The organism is Microbacterium sp. P2_F9 (assembly GCF_056403635.1).
Genome location: NZ_JBFUFC010000082.1, coordinates 1 through 16,538, shown reverse-complemented (window position 1 = coordinate 16,538; position 16,538 = coordinate 1). Strand labels below are relative to the sequence as shown.

Below are 16,538 nucleotides of genomic sequence, written 5' to 3'. Positions count from 1 at the left end.
AAGCTCACCCTGACCGAGCCCGAGGCGATGCCCGCGCGGTCCGATGTCGTCTCTGACAACCCGGTGCCGGTGCCGCCGTTCTGGGGCACCCGCATTTCGCGGGGCATCGCGCTGCACGACTACGCCGCGTTCCTCGACGAGCGCGCCACCTTCATGGGGCAGTGGGGGCTCAAGCCCGGCCGCGGCGAAGGCGGGCTCTCCTACGAGCAGCTCCTCGACACCGAGGGACGACCGCGGCTGCGCTACTGGCTCGACCGCATCCTCGCGGAAGGCATGCTCGACGCCTCGGTCGCGTACGGGTACTTCCCGGTGGTCTCGGAAGGCGACGATATCGTCGTCCTGCACCATGGCGACGACGCGTCCGGCCTCCTCGGGGCGGCTGGTCTGCTCGCCCCCGACGGCGGCTCGGGCGGCGCGCTGGGTACGGACAGACTGCGGTTCCACTTCCCTCGGCAGCGCCGCGACCGGCACCTCTGCCTCGCGGACTTCGTGCGGTCCCGCGAGTCGGGCCAGATCGACGTGATGGCGGTGCAGCTGGTGACAGCCGGCTCGCGCATCGACGCCGTGACGGCGAAGCTGTTCGCCGAAGACAAGTACCGCGACTATTACGAGCTGAACGGCCTCGTGATGCAGCTGACCGAGGCGCTCGCCGAGTTCTGGCACGCGCGCATCCGGTCGGAGCTCGGCCATGCCGAGGAAGATCCCGACGACATCGCGGGTCACTTCAAGCTCGAGTACCGCGGCGCCCGCTTCTCGCTGGGCTACCCCGCGTGCCCCGACATGGAGGACCGAAGGAAGGTCGTCGAGCTGCTGCGCCCGGAGCGGATGGGCGTCGAGCTCAGCGAAGAGCTGCAGCTGCACCCCGAGCAGTCGACCGACGCGTTCGTCTTCCACCACCCCGAAGCGAAGTACTTCTCGGTCTGAGCGGAGAGGGCCGCGTCACACGGCCGGTGTGACGGCCTTCGCCCGCCGCAGCGAGGTGAGCATCGCCCGCCCGACGACGACGATCCCGACGACGCTGACGATCGCGCGCAGCGTGTCCCACGTGACGGTCGACGTCACGAGCGAGTACAAGAGGAAGCTCGCCAGGTTCTCGCCGATCGGTGCGCCCGCGACGTAGGAGATCTCCGTGCCGGAACCGACCGCGAAGGGCCAGAACCACAGGTTCATGATGAGCCCGAACGTATAGGAGGCGACCACGCCGTACACGCAGAGCATGACGACCTCGGGGGTGCCCGTCACCCGGCGGGGGAGGAGACCCGCACCCGCGCCCACCCACGCGCAGGCGAACATCTGGAACGGCGTCCACGGGCCGATCCCACCCGTGAAGACCGACGACAGCAGGATCGCGAACAGGCCGAGCAGCAGGCCGAACCGCGCACCGAACGCGCGCCCGGCCAGGATCAGCAGGACGAACACCGCTTCGACCCCGCCGACACCGGTGCCCACGATCCGGATGGCTGCGCCGATGGCGGCGAGTGTGCCGAGCAGAGCGAGGGTATGCGCGGTGCGCACGGTGCCGTCGAGGGCGCCGAAGATGACGACGGCCGCGAGCGGTGCGAGCGCGAATGCCGCCGCCGGCACCGCCGCCTGTGCCTGCGCGGGCACCGCGTAGACGACGAGCGGCCAGGCGAACGCGGCGAAGGCGACGAGGTTCGCCGCGGCGACGGCKATCATCCGCGCCCGACCCCAGTCGTGGAGCGAGCGAACCGAGACGAAACGCGCCGCGGGGCGCGGGAGCGAAGAGCCGTCGCTTACCGGAGAAGGGTCGTTGAGCGAGCGAAGCGAGACGAAACGCGCCGCGGCGGGCTGAGGTGTTTCGCCCTGCGCACCCCGCTCGACGGCCGATGGTCGAGCGCCGACCGGCACGCGTGCGGGCGCCACCTTCCCGGCCTCCATCGGAAGGAGGAACGAAGCGACCGCGTGGGCGAAGTCGGGGTCGTGCGTCGCGATGAGCACGGCCGCACCCGCCGACGCGACGTCGTGGAGCGTCGCGGCGACGAGAGCGCGAGCCGCCGCATCCAGCCCTCGTGTGGGCTCGTCGACGAGCAGCACACGCGGTGCCKCTGCGAGCTGCAGCGCGATGGCAAGGCATCGGCGTTGGCCGACGGAGAGATCGAGCGGATGCCGCGCCGCCTGCGCCGCGACCTCCGGGTCGTCGGCAGCCTTGCCAAGGAAGCCCGCCCACCTCGTCAGCGTCGTGCCGCGCGGCTCTCCCGCGCGCCGGTCGGCGTGGGCGCACTCCGCTCGCACGGTGTCGCAGATGAACAGGTCGTCGGACAGGTCGGGGACGAGGGCGACCCCGCCGGCGCGTCGGTCGTGCTTGGAGGCGGACCCGCGTGCGGGCCGGCCGCCGACGGTGACAGCGGCCGCGGCATCCGGGATCGCGATCGCGGCGAGCAGGCTCGACTTGCCGGCCCCGTTCGGTCCCACGAGTGCCGCGATCTCACCCGACCCGACGCAGAACGTGGCCCCCGCGACCGCCAGATGCGAGCCGCGGCGCACATCGAGCCGATCGACCCGGAGTCCTCCCGCAGCGGACGTCGCACGGTCGGGATGTGCCGTCGCGCGCGGTGGGACGCTCTCGTCGACGAAGGGTGCGCTGCCGAGCTCGATCCGCCGGTCGGCGATCGCGTCGAGCTCAGTGACGCGGTGCTCGGCGACGACCACGCACACGCCGGCGTCGTGCGCGAGCGCCCTGAGCAGCTCGACGATCTCGCGACGGGAGTCGGCGTCGAGGTCGGCGAGCGGTTCGTCGACGAGCAGCAGGATCGGGTGCTGGACGATCGCCGCGGCGATGGCGGCCTTCGTCGCCTCACCGGCCGACAGCCCACGCAGCGGGCGGTCGAGGAGGTCGGTGATGCCGCTGCGCTCGCCGACGTCGGTGACGCGCGCGTGCACGATCGGGGCGGCGACGCCTCGAAGCTCGAGCGCGAGTCCGAGTTCGTCGCGCACGCGGTCGGTCGCGAACGCCTCACGCGGATGCTGCAGCACCACACCCACCAGCTGTGCGGTGTTGCGCGGGGGTACGGCCGTGCGGTCATGCCCGACCACCCGCACGATGCCGTCGATGCCGCCGCCGTCGACGTGGGTGTGCAGGCCCGCGAGGGCCCGGAGCAGCGTCGACTTGCCGGCCCCCGTGGGTCCGGCCAGGACGGTGAGCGTGCCAGGCTCGAGCAGCAGGTCGGGCACACGGACCGCGCCCTCGGCGGCACCTCGATGGCGGAGCACGGCGCCTCGCACCTCGACGGGTGCGAGGCAGTCGCCCTCGACGGGCCGCCCGGCGAGCCCGCGCAGTTCGAGGGCCGCAGCGACCGCGCTCGCCCGGGCGAGCGTCCTGCTCAGCACCGGAGCCAGCAGCCGCACACCGCCCCGCTCGCCGCGCAGTCGCTGTGCGAACCGCACGGCGCGCACCGCGTCGGCCAGCGCGGGCAGGGTCGCCCACGCCACCGCCAGGGTGCGCGCGACGCCGCGGAGCGGACCGCGACGCGCGCCGCGCGCGATCACGCGGGGCAGATCCACCACGGCGTTGATCAGGCCGAACACGAGGATCGTGATGGCGATCGGGAGTGCGCTCGCCGCGGCATCCCACAGCCCACCCGTCGTGACCGGCCCGAGCAGCACGACGTGCGCGAACGGTGCAGGCAGCGGCACCTCGGGGAGGTCGAGCAGCACCGCGCCGGACCCGTCGGCGCCGTGGAACAGCACCCGGTACAGGACCCGGACGACCACGAACCCCGCCGCGAGCGCCGCCGCGGCGCGCAGGGGTTCGAGTCGCACGGTCATGGGGCTAGGAAGTCGGCGCGGCCGGTTCGCCGTTCAGCGTGAACAGCAGCGCCACGCTTTCGCCCGGCTCGAGCTGAAGGGTGGACAGGCCCTCGGTCGCGTACGCCCACTCGCCCTCCTCGGGCTGCACCCACAGCGACCAGTACGCGAAGCCGGCGGGCATCGACTCGCAGGTCTCGAAGTACTCCGAGCCGTCCTCCGCGGTGAGCGCGACGTCCTCGGCGGGCAGGCCGTCGACGCGGCACACCACCTGGTCGCCGTACTCGGTGGTGCCCTCGGTCGTGACCCCCGCCTCGGCGAGTGCGTCGCTCGCGGCGATCGCCTCGTCCGTCTCGATGCACTGCGACTGGGAGATGTCGTCCGCCTCATCGAAGGCGCTCGCGTCGACGACGACGGTGACGCCGGCGCAGCTTCCGTCGGCGGATGCCGAGGCCGACGGCGCAGCCGTGTCGGACGCGGGAGAGGACGAGCACGCGGCCAGGGACAGGAGCAGGGCCACGGCCGCCGTGGCGGTCAGTGTGCGAAGAGTCGAAGTCACCGTTCCAGGCTACGGCCCCCGATCCGCCGCCTGCGGCCGCATGACGTCCGACCGCGACCGGCCGTAGGCTGACCAGGTGACCGTTTCCGATCTCTTCGACGAAGACGAGTGGGTGCCGGCATCCGGCGCCGATTCCTACACCGACATCACCGCTCACGTGTCGAAGGACGGCCGCATCGCCCGCATCGCGTTCCACCGCCCCGAGGTGCGCAACGCGTTCCGTCCGCACACCGTCGACGAGCTCTATCGGGCACTCGACGATGCCCGGCAGAATCCCCGCATCGGGGTCGTGCTGCTCACCGGGAACGGCCCGAGCGCGAAGGACGGCGGCTGGGCGTTCTGCTCCGGCGGCGACCAGCGCATCCGCGGCCGCGACGGCTACAAGTACTCCGAGTCCGATGCGGGCCCTTCGACAAGCTCAGGGACCGGTGCCGCGGCGCTCGGCCGCCTGCACATCCTCGAGGTGCAGCGGCTCATCCGGTTCATGCCCAAGGTGGTCATCGCCGTGATCCCCGGCTGGGCGGCCGGCGGCGGGCACTCCCTGCACGTCGTGTGCGACCTGTCGATCGCGTCCGCCGAGCACGGCAGGTTCAAGCAGACCGACGCCGACGTGGGCTCGTTCGACGCAGGCTACGGCTCGGCGTACTTCGCCCGGCAGATCGGGCAGAAGTTCGCGCGCGAGGTGTTCTTCCTCGCCGAGGAGTACTCCGCGCAGCGCGCCTTCGAGATGGGCGCCGTCAACCGGGTCGTCCCGCACGCCGAGCTCGAGCGCGAGGCGATCGCGATGGCGCGGACGATCCTGACGAAGTCGCCCACCGCGATCCGCATGCTCAAATTCGCCTTCAACGCCGTCGACGACGGCCTCGTCGGCCAGCAGGTCTTCGCGGGTGAGGCCACCCGGCTCGCCTACGGCACCGACGAGGCCGTCGAGGGCCGCGACTCCTTCCTCGAGAAGCGCGACCCGGACTGGGCGCCCTACCCATGGCAGTACTAGGCAGGAAATGAAGCTCCAACCCGTCATCGGAGACGACCCCCGCGACATCATGCGGGCCCTGCGTTCGGCGATCCACGGCGCCGGCCCCGCCCTCGGGCTCGGGATGGTGAGCGACCTGCCTGCCGAGGTGCGGCCGGGCACGGCGGTCGTCGTAACGACCTCGGGCTCGACCGGCGTGCCGAAGAGCGTGGTCCTCAGCCGGGACGCGCTCACCGCCAGCGCCCTGGCGACGGCTGCGCGCATCGGCGAAGGAGCCTGGCTCCTCGCCCTCCCGGCGAGCTACGTCGCCGGCATGCAGGTGCTCGTCCGGGCCATCGTCTCGGGCCGCGAGCCCGCGATCCTCTCCGGTTCCTTCACGCCGACCGCGTTCGCCGCCACCGCGAACCTCATGGTCTCCAGCGACGGCGGCCGGCGAGTGCCGACCTACACGTCGCTGGTGCCGGCGCAGCTCGCGCGGCTGCTCGACGCCGCCGAGCACGACAGCTCCGTCGCCACAGCGCTGCGCTCCTTCGAGACGATCCTCGTCGGCGGGCAGGCGCTGCCTCCCGTCATCCTCGAGCGCGCGCAGGCCGCGGGAGCACGGATCATCCGCACCTACGGCTCGACCGAGACGAGCGGCGGCTGCGTCTACGACGGGGCGCCCCTCGACGGCGTCTCGCTCCGCATCCAAGACGGCGAGGTGCAGGTGGCCGGCCCGACGCTCGCCGACGGGTATCTCGGTGAGCCGGCGGCGACGGATGCCGCGTTCCGCCGCGATGCCGACGGCACCCGGTGGTACCGCACCGGCGACGCCGGGCTCTGGGAGGACGGCATCCTGCGCGTCCGCGGGCGCATCGACAATGTCATCGTCTCGGGTGGGGTGAACATCTCACTGGACCGCGTGGAGCGCATCGTCCGCGGGGTGCCCGGGCTCGCCTCCGCCGTGGTCGTCGGCGTGCCCGACGACCGCTGGGGCGAGGCATCCGTCGTCGTCGCCTCTCGTGGCGAGGCCCTCCGCCGCAGCGAATCCGTGCAGCTCGAGGAGGCGCGCGACGCCGTCGCCGCCGAGATCGGGCCGCATGCCCGACCGACCCGGCTCGTGCTCGTGGACGAGCTCRCCACGCTGCCCTCGGGCAAGCCCGACCGCGAAGCGATCCGCCGCGCGATCGGCGCCCTCCGCTAGCTCGTCGGTCTCAGGCCGCGTCGGCCGGGCCGGTGTCGACGACGCAGAACCGGTTGCCCTCGGTGTCTTCGAGCACGATCCAGTCGGCGTCCTCGGGGTAGTCGTCCCAGTCGACCTCCCGCGCGCCGAGGGCGAGCAGTCGGGAGATCTCCCCGGACTGGTCGGTGGCGTAGAGATCGAGATGGATGCGCGGCGGGTAGTGCTGCGGGTAGCCGGTCACCGACAGCGCGATGCTCGCACCCGGCGCGTCCCAATGCTTCTTGTAGGGCGGATCCAGGATCACCCAGTCATCGGAGGGCTCGGCGCGATTGACGTAGCCGAGGGCCGCGCGCCAGAACTCGCCCGCACGATCGATGTCCTCCACGGTCAGCACGATCGTTCCGATGCTCAGCATGCCGACATTTTCGCGCGGGAACGGATGCCACGGCCAGGGGGTGGCGGCAAGAGCTGTCTCGGGGATCTAGGATTTCACCTCGTGGCAGGCACCCCCAGCAAGAAGCGCAGCACGTCCGGTCCGAAGAAGCAGCCGTCGCGGGGAAATCCGCAGAAGGTGCGTGAGTCGGGCAGCCCGGTGCGGGTGCAGAACGCGACAGCGGGGGACTGGATCGGCGCTGCGCGGCTGCGCACGCTGCCGCTCGCGGTCACCCCGATCCTGATCGGCACGGGCGCCGCGCACCTCGTCGACCAGCAGCTCCACTGGGTGCTCGCGCTGGCCTGCCTCGTCGTGTCGATGAGCCTGCAGATCGGCGTGAATTACGCGAACGACTACAGCGACGGCGTCCGCGGCAYCGACGACCACCGGGTCGGGCCCGCCCGGCTGACCGCATCGCGCAAGGCGAAGCCCCGCACGGTCCTGATCGTCGCGCTGTCGTTCTTTGCGATCGCGGCGCTCGCCGGTCTCGCGGTCGTCATCCGCACCCAGCAGTGGTGGCTGCTGCTGGTCGGCGCCCTGTGCATCGTCGCCGCCTGGTTCTACACCGGCGGCAAGCGGCCCTACGGCTATTACGGGCTCGGTGAGCTGTTCGTCTTCGTCTTCTTCGGGCTCGTCGCCACCGTGGGCACCGCCTGGGCGCAGGTGCTCGCGATCCCGCAGGAGGCGTGGTTCGGCGGAGTGGGCGCTGGACTGCTCGCCTGCGCGGTGCTGCTGGCCAACAACCTGCGCGACATCGACCAGGACCGCATCGCCGGCAAGCGCACGCTGACCGTGCTGATCGGCCGCAAAGCGACGAAGTGGCTCTTCACGGCCTTCGTGCTCGTCGCCTTCGCGATCGCCTGCTTCCTGGCGGTGTTCTACCCGATCGCCTGGCTGACGCTGCTCGCCCTGCTCGCGGCGCTGCCCGCCATCCTCATCGTGTGGACCTACCGGCTGCCGAAGGAGCTCGTCATCGCCCTGGCGCTCACTTCGGCCACCTCACTGGCGTACGGCGGGTTCCTGTTCTGGGCCTTCGTCGGCTGACGCTCAGCGCGTCGAGCCGTCCGCCGCGTCGGCGGCGGCATCCTCGACGTCCTCGTCGCTCGGCGTCTTCCGGGCCTTGCGCGGGCGTTCCTGCAGTCCCTCGGTCGCACTGGTAAGCGGGCGGCGCAGGAACAGCAGCGAAAGGCTGAGCCCGATCAGCGCGGCGAAGATGGCGGCGAGCCAGTACAGCTCGCGGAAGATCGGGAACAGCATGAGGATCGCGAACGGGACCAGGAAGGCGAGCAGCCGCAGGACGGTGTAGACGAGCGCGGAGCGGACTTTCACCTGTTCATCGTACGTTCGGTTCGGCCAGCGCATAGTTCACGGGTCGTCGGGGGCATACCTGCGGGCGACGGTTCGGTCACGACCCGGCCAGACCAGGCGCAGCACGCCTAGGATGGGGATTGTGACGAGGGTGCTGCTTATCTTGGCCCTGGTGCTGACGGCGTTCTGGGTCTTCACCATCGTCGACTGCGCCGCCCAGCCTTCGTATCGCCACCGCGGCGTCAGCAAGCCAGTGTGGATCCTCATCGTGATCCTGCTGCCGGTGCTCGGCGGCATCCTCTGGTTCGTGGTCGGCCGCGTGCGCGCCAGCGCCCTTCCGACCCGCTCCGCGCCCGACGACGACATCGAGTTCCTCGGCCGGATCGGCACCATGAGCGATCAGGACGAGCGCATCCGTCGGCTCGAAGAGGAGCTCGCGCAGCTCGACGCCGAGGATGACGACCCGAAGTGGCAGACCCCGGACGCGAGCGCCCCGAAGACGTCGGCGGCCCCCACCGAGACCGGCGCCCCCGCCGATCCGCCGGTGCGTGGGGCGGCACCCGATGCCGACGACGACGGCCGCGGCCAGCGCGGAGCCGTCGGCTGAGCATGGACCCAGAAGCGGACGGCGAAAACGCCGTCCCCGAGACGAACGAGCCGCGCGACGATCCGCGGGCCACTCCGGCGCCCGCGACCGATGCGGCTGCCGCGCTCATCGCCGCGCTCCTCGAGCACGGCGTTCGCCACATCGTGCTCAGCCCCGGATCGCGCTCTCAGTCCCTCGCGCTCGTCGCCGCCGAGCTCGAGGCACGCGGCGCCGTGTCGGTGCACGTGCGGATCGACGAGCGGGTGGCCGGCTTCACGGCCCTGGGCATCGGACGTGAGGACGGGATGCCGGCGGCCGTCGTCTGCACGTCCGGCACTGCGGCGGCCAACCTGCTGCCGGCGGCACTGGAGGCCCACCACGCGGGCGTCCCGCTGCTGCTGCTGACCGCGGACCGCCCGCCCGAGCTGCGTGGCGTCGGTGCGAACCAGACCACTCGGCAGCCTGGGATGTTCGCGCCGAACGTGCGATTCGAAGCCGACGTCCCCGTTCCGGAGCTGACCGACCCCGACGGCGATTCCGAGCAGAGCGCCATGCTCCGCGCCATCGCCGGCGACGCCGTCGCCGCGGCGCTCGGCGCGGGAACCCGTTCGCCGGGTCCGGTGCACCTCAACCTGCCGTTCCGCGAGCCGCTCGCCGGAGATCTCCCCGTCTGGCTCAGCGCCGCCGAGGTCGAGCTCATCGTCGAGGCCGACCCCGACCCGGATGCCGCGCCGGTCGAGGATGAGGCCGAGGAAGAGGTGTTCGGCGCCCTCTACCAGGGCGGCGGAGGCATCGGCGAATCCGATGTGCCGATCGAGCCGGAGGACCGGCCCCACGTCATCGAACGCGGACCGCGCACCATCGTCATCGCGGGCGCCGATGCCGGCCCCGACGCGGAGCTGCTCGCACACGAGGGGGGCTGGCCCCTCATCGCTGAGATCGTCAGCGGCGCTCGGTTCGGCCGCAACCTCGTGCACGGCTATCGCGAACTGCTGGCGGATCCCGACCTCGGCGGGCGCATCGAGCGCGCCATCGTGCTGGGGCATCCCACGCTCAGCCGCGAGGTGGCGGCACTGCTGTCCGATCCCGACATCGCGGTCTTCGCGGTCCGCGGCCCGGGGGAGCCGCTCAACCTCAACGACGCCACGGTGCCCCTCGATGCTCTGGCGGTGGCCCCCGGGGAAGTCGACAGCGAGTGGCTGGGTGACTGGCTGCGCGCCTCGCGCGCGGCATCCGTAGATCTCTCGCCGCCCGCCCCCGATGCCGACGGGCTGTCGTCCGCCGTGCCGGGGGAGCGCCTCGGCGCCATCGCCGCCGAACTCGGCGCCATCCGGGCACCCCTCGACCGCGCCGGGCTGGTCGACGCCGTGTGGCGGGCCACGTGGCCGCACGATCGGCTCGTGTTCGGCTCGTCCCGGCTGGTCCGGGTCGCCGATGCGGTGCTGGGCGGCAAGAAGGTGCCCGTGCACGCGAACCGCGGTCTCGCCGGCATCGACGGCACGGTCGCGACGGCGATGGGCATCGCGCTGGCCAGCCAGGCTGGGGGGCGACCCGGGGTGACGCGCGTCGTGCTCGGCGACCTCGCGTTCCTGCACGACGTCGGCGCCCTGCTGCTCGCCCCCGCGGAGCGCGAGCCGCGCCTTCAGGTCATCGTCGGCAACGACGGCGGCGGCACGATCTTCGACGGCCTCGAAGTCGCCGGTGTCGCGGGCCGCGACGCGATGGACCGCGTGCTCTACACGCCGCACACCGTGGGACTCGAGCAGCTCGCGCTCGCCTACGGGTGGGAGTACCGGCGTGTCACCACCCGCAGCGCCCTCGATCAGGCGCTGACCTCGCCGGTCGGCGGAAGGCAGCTCATCGAGGTTCCGCTGCCGCGCTGATCCGCACGCGCGGGGGCCGGCAGGGGCAAGATGGGCCCATGACTGCGAAAAGCCAGAAGCATTGGACCGGCGACCCCGCACAGCTGCTGCGCGTGGGGGCGGGATTCCGCCTCAGGGACGTCGACCCTGAGTCGACGCCGGGGTTCACAGGCGGCAAGAAGCACGGCGCCAAGGACCTCGCATCGGGCGTCGAAGAGCTCGACGAGCTGCAGGAGCGCCTCTTCGCCGAGAGCCGCTCCGGGCAGACCGACGCCAGAGTCCTCCTGGTGCTGCAGGCGATGGACTCAGCGGGCAAAGGCGGCATCATCCGTCACGTCGTCGGCTCGGTCGACCCGCAGGGCATCTCGCTCACCGCGTTCAAGAAGCCGACCAAGGAGGAGCTCGCGCACGACTTCCTCTGGCGGGTCGAGAAGCGCGTGCCCGAGCCCGGGTTCATCGGCGTGTTCGACCGCTCGCATTACGAGGACGTGCTGATCGGCAAGGTGCGCGAGTTCGCGCCGCCGGAGGAGATCGAACGGCGCTACGGGGCCATCAACGACTTCGAGAAGCGATTGACGGATGCCGGCACCCGCGTCGTGAAGGTCATGCTGCACATCTCACCCGAGGAGCAGCGGGAGCGGCTCGCGGAGCGGCTCGATCGACCGGACAAGCACTGGAAGTACAACCCGGGTGATGTCGACGAGCGCGCGCGGTGGCCGAAGTACATGGACGCCTTCCAGGTCGTGTTCGATCGCACCTCGACCGACTACGCGCCCTGGCACGTGATCCCCGCGAACCGGAAGTGGTTCGCGCGGCTTGCGGTGCAGGCGCTGCTGCTCGAGACCCTCGAGCAGATCGACCCGCAGTGGCCGGTGGCCACCTACGACATCGCCGCCGAGAAGGCCCGCCTCGCCGCCACCTGATCCGGCTCAGACCTCGCCGCGTGCGGTCCAGGCGGTCGCGGTCACCGTGAACGGACCGTCCGGCAGCAGTTCGGCGCAGCGGGCTCGTACGGCGTCGCGTTCCAGGTCGGGCAGCGCCGCCAGCTGTGCCCCGGCGGGCGAGACGCCGAGCGTGTAGGGCGTCCACCACTCCTCGAATCCGGCGTACCGCACCTCCACGGTGAGCTCGCCCTCCTCGACGGCCCCGCAGCCGGCGGCACGGAGGAGCGCACCCAGGTCGCCGTGGCGGGCGCCCACCTTGTGGGACTCGTCGTCGATGCCCGTCACGACGGATCCGAGGGCCGCGAAGAACAGGCTCTGCGGGGCGCGGCCACCGGCGAAGTCCCAGACGCAGGCGGCGACGACGCCGCCGGGTCGCGTGACGCGGACCATCTCGCGGGCGCCTGCCGCGGCATCCGTCATGAAATGCACGACGAGTTCGGCGAGCGTCGCGACGAAGATGTCGTCGTCGAAGGGCAGGTGCTCGGCGACGCCGTGGCGGATGTCGGCCCACGGGTGGCGGGCGGCCGCCGCGGCGACGAAGCTCGCGGACGGATCGACACCGGCCACTTCGGCCTCGCCGTAGCGTGCGGCGAGCTCAGCGGTGAGGGCGCCGGGCCCGCAGCCGACGTCCAGCGCGCGGCCCTCGCGGGGGAGGCGCGCGCTCTCGACGAACAGCGCGGCGAGCGGACGGGAGTACCGCCCCATGAAGCTGTCGTAGGCCTCGGCGGCCACATCGAACGACATGGCAGCGAGTCTACGCTCGCCGGGTTTGAGTCGTTAGAGATCACTGTGTCAGCAAGTACTTGATGTGATACAGTACTTGTCATGACACAGGAAGACGCATTCGCAGCGGATCTGCTGCGGGGACACACCGACACGATCGTGCTCGGCGTCCTGCGTCACGGCGACCAGTACGGCTTCGAGATCTACAAAGCCATCCGCGACGCGACCGGCGGTGATCACGAGATCAAGGAGGCGACCCTGTACGCCACCTACCGCCGGCTCGAGAAGGACGGACTCGTCGAGTCCTACTGGGGCGACGAGACGCAGGGCGGCCGCCGCAAGTACTACCGCATCACCGACGCCGGCCGCGCGATCTACCGCGGCAAGGTGACGGCATGGGTCGCCACGCGACGCATCATCGACTCTCTCTTGGATCTCAAGGGCACCGACCTGAAGGAACAGCAATGAACTCCGACATCCATCGTCTCCTCGACGAGGCGTTCGCCGGCATCGAGATGACGCCCGACGCACAGGACCTGAAGGAAGAGGTGCGCGCCAACCTCGTCGCGCGCACCGACGAGCTCGAGGCCGCCGGTCTGTCGGCAGCGGATGCCGCGCGCCAGGCGATCGCGGAGCTCGGCGACGTGCACGAGCTGCTGGACGGATCCACCGCTCCCGCGCAGAAGGAGTCGTACGCGATGGTGCAGCTGCGCCACCACGTGCGCCCGAAACCTGGATTCGTGGTCGGGGTCGTCGTCGCGTCGGTCGTCACTGTGGCGTCGCTCATCGTGGTCGCACTCGCCGCGACGGCCGTGCTGACCCTCCCGGTCGCCGGCACGATCGCCGTCCTGGTGCTCGGCGCCGCCGCCGCAGGCTGGATCGTGGGGTCGTCGCTCTCGCAGGAGACGACATCAGACCATCCCATGCCGAGCAGGCGCGCCGCCGGCTTCGGCCTGGCGACGAGTCTCGTCGTGGTCGGGCTCGGGCTGACCGGGCTCATCCTCACCGGCATCCTCGCGATGTGGGTCGTCGTCCTGGCCGCGGTCGCGGGCGTGCTGGGCATCGTCCTGTTCTCGTTCCTCGGAGCGACGCAGACCAACCGGCACAAGGCGTGGGTCGTCGCCGCGCAGCGCGACGCCCAGATGCCGCCCAACCGCTTCGAGGAGGAGCCCGAGACCGCAGCCCGGTTCGGGATCTACACGGCGGTCATCTGGATCCTCACCTTCGCCGTCATGATCGCGCTGGTCTTCACGGTCGGCTGGTGGTGGGCGCTGCTCGCCTTCGTCGGCGGCTTCGCCGTCATGATGCTGGTGCTCGCCCGCATGATGTTCGGCGCCAAGAAGTCGTAGCCGGTCCGCCGGCCCACTCCTCTCACACAACCCATCAGAAGGAAGGGATGCTTCGCCATGCCTGAAAACACCCAGGCGATCGTCGCCGAGAACCTCGTCAAGGTCTATCCGGGCCGGGGACGGCGCCCCGCCGTCCGTGCCCTCGACGGACTGAGCTTCACCGTTCCGCCCGGTCGCGTCTTCGGCCTCCTCGGCCCGAACGGGGCCGGCAAGTCCACCACCACCAAGATCCTCACCACCCTCTCGCGGCCCACCGGCGGCACGGCGCGGGTCGCCGGTCACGATGTCGCCCGCGAGGCCGACGCTGTGCGCGCGGCCATCGGCTATGTGTCCCAGGGCTCGAGCACCGATCCGCTCCTCACCGCGGTCGAGAACCTCGAGATCGCCGCCCGCCTGCGGGGCATGGGCGCCGCCGACGCCCGGTCGCGCGCGCGCCGGCTGCTCGACGAGTTCGGCCTGGCCGAGACATCCCGACGCCCCGTCAGCACGTTCTCCGGCGGCATGCKGCGGCGGCTGGATGTCGCGGCCGCGCTCGTGCACCGCCCGCAGGTGCTGTTCCTCGACGAGCCCACGACGGGTCTCGACCCCGAGGCGCGCGCCACGATGTGGGCGGAGATCCGCCGGCTGTCCGGCGAAGAGGCGCTCACGGTAGTGCTGACCACGCACTACCTCGAAGAGGCCGATCGGCTCGCCCACGAGATCCTGCTCGTCGACGAGGGGCGGGCCGTCGTGCAGGGCACGCCTGCCGAGCTGAAGGCCGCGCTGCATGGCGACTCGCTGCGGGTGAGCCTCATCGAACCGGATCCCGATGCTGTGCGACGGGCCGTGGCCGGGGTCGCGGATCTGCGCGACATCGTCGTGGAGGTCTCCGGGGTCGAAGGCGTCCTGGCCGCCCGCACGGACGATGCCTCCGCGGCGGTCGGCGCTGTCATCGCCGCGCTGGATGCCGCGGGCATCCGGTTCGGTCAGGTCGCGGCATCCCATCCCACCCTCGACGATGTGTACCTGCACTTCGTCGGACACACGATCGGCGACCCCTCGACAGGCTCGGGGACCGGCGTCGAGGCAACCCAGACAGGAGCAGCAGCATGACCACTCTCACCCTCGGCGGCCCCGTGGTCGCCGCCGTCCCCCGCCGTGCGGGCTGGTTCACCCAGACCGGTCAGGTGCTGCGCCGCTGGCTGCTCTCCACCTGGCGCCAGGCCTGGGGCCCGATCATGTCGCTCGTGCAGCCGGTCATCTGGATCCTGCTGTTCGGGTCGGTGTTCTCGTCGCTCGGCGCGCTGCCGCAGTTCGGCGGCGCGGGCTACATCGACTACCTCGTGCCCGGCATCCTGATGATGACGGTGCTCTACTCCGGCGCGTGGGCGGGCACGGGCTACATCGACGACATCAACTCCGGCGTCATGGACCAGTACCTCACCTCGCCGATCTCGCGCACCGCGATCATCTCGGGGCAGCTCGCGCAGCAGCTGATCATCAATGTCGTCCAGTCCGTCGTCGTGCTCGGGATCGGCTGGCTGGCCTCCGCCCGCTACCCGGGCGGCGTCGGCGGGATGCTGGTGGCCCTCGGCATCGCGACGCTCCTCGCGACGATCTTCTGCTGCGCCTCGACCGCGGTCGCCCTGCGTGCGCGCAGCCAGATCGCGCTGATCAGCCTGTCGCAGCTCATCGTGCTGCCCGCGACCTTCCTGTCGACAACGATGATGCCCGCCGACCTCATGCCGGAGTGGGTGCAGAGCGTGTCGCGCTGGAACCCGATGACGTGGGCCGTCGAGCTCGGGCGCGGCGGCCTGAGCGGGGTGTATCCCGAGCACGGGTGGTGGCAGGCCGGCGGCCTCGCGCTGCTCGCGGCACTCGCCTTCGTCTGGGCGGTGCGCTCGATCCGGGCGTACCAGCGCTCGATCTGACCCAGCGCGGCGACCTCACGCAAGGTCTACCCCGTCTCACGCTGTCGAAACCGCCTCTCGCGCCCGAAAGCAACGGCAGCGGATGGCGGTTTCGACAGCGCGAGCAATCGCCGCGCTGCTGAAGCGGCAGCGGATGGCGCTTTGGACAGCGCGAGACCGGGGCCGCGGCATCCGTCGCTCCCGTGCGTAGGCTTGATCGGTGAGCCTTCGTCAGTCCGATCCCGTCCACGCCGTCGTCGACGCCTATGTCGCCGAACTCGCCCGCCACGAGCCCGATGCGGCGCAGGCGATCGGGTCGGACGCGGCGCCGGACCTCCCCGATCTGGGCCTGGAGTGGCTGCAGCGCAAGTACGAGCTGCAGGGCGAGACGATCGCCGCGCTCGACGCACTCTCCCCGGATGCGGGCGACCCGGTGCTGCGCGCCGCCCTGCGCGAGCGACTGGAGCGCGAGCGCCTGCTGTTCGACACCGGCTTCACGCCTCGACTCGTCGCCGGTCTCGCGACGCCGGTGCACCTCGTCCGCTACGCGATCGAGGGACTGACCGTGACTCCGGATGCCGCGGGAGAGGCGCTCCTGCGCCGCCTCGAGGCGGCGCCCGCCGCGGTGCGGCAGTACGCCGGGTCGCTGCGCTGGGCCCGCGATCACGCGGACCGGTTCACCGGCACGGGCATCGCCCCCGTTCGCCAGCTCGACACCCTCGCCGCACAGGTCGAGTCGTGGATTGCGCTGGACTGGTTCGGCTCGGTCCCCATCGCCGAGGGGACGGATGCCGCGGCAACGCCCCGCGTGCGGGCAGCGGCCGACGAGATCAACGTCGCGCTGCACGAACTCGTGCTCCTGCTCCGCGACGAGCTCCGCCCCGTCGCCACCGAGGTCGACGGCGTGGGCGAGGAGGTCTACCAGGACCTCGCCGCCGCGATGCTCGGCGCCCGGGTCGACCTCGCCGAGACCTATGCCTATGGG

Annotated in this window: 17 protein-coding genes; 12 read left to right on the top strand and 5 right to left on the bottom strand. The window is 71.5% G+C overall.

Annotated features, from left to right (window positions below):
* Positions 1-924: vitamin B12 dependent-methionine synthase activation domain-containing protein (locus AC1DVT_RS10470; RefSeq protein WP_477388752.1), on the top strand; the 924-nt coding region annotated here is incomplete at its 5' end.
* A 15-nt stretch (positions 925-939) separates the two neighbouring features.
* On the opposite strand, the gene AC1DVT_RS10465 is transcribed toward AC1DVT_RS10470, so the two are convergent.
* Together AC1DVT_RS10465 and AC1DVT_RS10460 are read right to left on the bottom strand one after the other, a co-directional pair.
* Positions 940-3,786 (bottom strand): ATP-binding cassette domain-containing protein, encoded by a 2,847-nt coding sequence (locus AC1DVT_RS10465; protein ID WP_477388750.1) that lies wholly within the window; start codon positions 3,784-3,786, stop codon positions 940-942.
* A gap of 4 nt (positions 3,787-3,790) precedes the next feature.
* Positions 3,791-4,324 carry a hypothetical protein gene (locus tag AC1DVT_RS10460; RefSeq protein ID WP_457099016.1) on the bottom strand — a complete coding sequence of 178 codons (534 nt, stop codon included), beginning with the start codon at positions 4,322-4,324 and terminating at the stop codon, positions 3,791-3,793.
* Positions 4,325-4,400: 76 nt separating this feature from the next.
* On the opposite strand from AC1DVT_RS10460, the gene AC1DVT_RS10455 reads away from it, so the two are divergent.
* Entirely contained in the window at positions 4,401-5,318 is a 918-nt protein-coding gene (locus tag AC1DVT_RS10455; RefSeq protein WP_477388748.1) for a 1,4-dihydroxy-2-naphthoyl-CoA synthase, read from the top strand.
* A gap of 7 nt (positions 5,319-5,325) precedes the next feature.
* Positions 5,326-6,480 (top strand): AMP-binding protein, encoded by a 1,155-nt coding sequence (locus AC1DVT_RS10450; protein WP_477388746.1) that lies wholly within the window; start codon positions 5,326-5,328, stop codon positions 6,478-6,480.
* 10 nt (positions 6,481-6,490) lie between these two features.
* On the opposite strand, the gene AC1DVT_RS10445 is transcribed toward AC1DVT_RS10450, so the two are convergent.
* Positions 6,491-6,874 carry a VOC family protein gene (locus AC1DVT_RS10445; RefSeq protein ID WP_477388744.1) on the bottom strand — a complete coding sequence of 128 codons (384 nt, stop codon included), beginning with the start codon at positions 6,872-6,874 and terminating at the stop codon, positions 6,491-6,493.
* Between the two features lie 81 nt (positions 6,875-6,955).
* Between AC1DVT_RS10445 and AC1DVT_RS10440 the strand changes: the two genes are divergently transcribed.
* Positions 6,956-7,936, top strand: a complete 981-nt coding sequence (locus AC1DVT_RS10440; RefSeq protein WP_477388742.1) for a 1,4-dihydroxy-2-naphthoate polyprenyltransferase — start codon at positions 6,956-6,958, stop codon at positions 7,934-7,936.
* A gap of 3 nt (positions 7,937-7,939) precedes the next feature.
* Here AC1DVT_RS10440 and AC1DVT_RS10435 read toward each other — a convergent pair whose 3' ends face one another.
* The gene (locus AC1DVT_RS10435) at positions 7,940-8,221 is read right to left on the bottom strand and encodes a DUF4229 domain-containing protein (RefSeq protein WP_477388740.1); all 282 of its coding nucleotides are present in this window, start codon (positions 8,219-8,221) and stop codon (positions 7,940-7,942) included.
* Between the two features lie 121 nt (positions 8,222-8,342).
* Here AC1DVT_RS10435 and AC1DVT_RS10430 point away from each other — a divergent pair, with 121 nt between their 5' ends.
* From AC1DVT_RS10430 to AC1DVT_RS10420, 3 genes are read left to right on the top strand one after another with little or no spacing between them, the layout of a single operon-like run.
* Positions 8,343-8,807 (top strand): PLD nuclease N-terminal domain-containing protein, encoded by a 465-nt coding sequence (locus tag AC1DVT_RS10430; RefSeq protein ID WP_477388738.1) that lies wholly within the window; start codon positions 8,343-8,345, stop codon positions 8,805-8,807.
* A 2-nt stretch (positions 8,808-8,809) separates the two neighbouring features.
* Positions 8,810-10,669 carry a 2-succinyl-5-enolpyruvyl-6-hydroxy-3-cyclohexene-1-carboxylic-acid synthase gene (menD, locus tag AC1DVT_RS10425; protein WP_477388737.1) on the top strand — a complete coding sequence of 620 codons (1,860 nt, stop codon included), beginning with the start codon at positions 8,810-8,812 and terminating at the stop codon, positions 10,667-10,669.
* A gap of 38 nt (positions 10,670-10,707) precedes the next feature.
* Positions 10,708-11,571: a polyphosphate kinase 2 family protein gene (locus AC1DVT_RS10420; RefSeq protein ID WP_477388735.1), complete on the top strand. Its 864-nt coding sequence runs from the start codon at positions 10,708-10,710 to the stop codon at positions 11,569-11,571.
* A gap of 6 nt (positions 11,572-11,577) precedes the next feature.
* On the opposite strand, the gene AC1DVT_RS10415 is transcribed toward AC1DVT_RS10420, so the two are convergent.
* Positions 11,578-12,336 (bottom strand): class I SAM-dependent methyltransferase, encoded by a 759-nt coding sequence (locus tag AC1DVT_RS10415; RefSeq protein ID WP_477388733.1) that lies wholly within the window; start codon positions 12,334-12,336, stop codon positions 11,578-11,580.
* Between the two features lie 81 nt (positions 12,337-12,417).
* On the opposite strand from AC1DVT_RS10415, the gene AC1DVT_RS10410 reads away from it, so the two are divergent.
* The 5 genes from AC1DVT_RS10410 to AC1DVT_RS10390 all read left to right on the top strand — a co-directional run.
* The gene (locus AC1DVT_RS10410; RefSeq protein ID WP_477388731.1) at positions 12,418-12,783 is read left to right on the top strand and encodes a PadR family transcriptional regulator; all 366 of its coding nucleotides are present in this window, start codon (positions 12,418-12,420) and stop codon (positions 12,781-12,783) included.
* Complete coding sequence (locus tag AC1DVT_RS10405; RefSeq protein ID WP_477388729.1) at positions 12,780-13,664, top strand: permease prefix domain 1-containing protein; 885 nt, start codon at positions 12,780-12,782, stop codon at positions 13,662-13,664. Before AC1DVT_RS10410 ends, AC1DVT_RS10405 begins: the two co-directional genes overlap by 4 nt.
* Before the next feature lie 57 nt (positions 13,665-13,721).
* On the top strand, positions 13,722-14,756 hold the full coding sequence (locus AC1DVT_RS10400; RefSeq protein ID WP_477388727.1) for an ABC transporter ATP-binding protein: 1,035 nt from the start codon (positions 13,722-13,724) through the stop codon (positions 14,754-14,756).
* Complete coding sequence (locus AC1DVT_RS10395) at positions 14,753-15,574, top strand: ABC transporter permease (protein WP_477388725.1); 822 nt, start codon at positions 14,753-14,755, stop codon at positions 15,572-15,574. Before AC1DVT_RS10400 ends, AC1DVT_RS10395 begins: the two co-directional genes overlap by 4 nt.
* A gap of 199 nt (positions 15,575-15,773) precedes the next feature.
* Positions 15,774-16,538 (top strand): DUF885 family protein (locus tag AC1DVT_RS10390; RefSeq protein WP_477388723.1); only part of this gene is annotated, 765 nt, incomplete at its 3' end.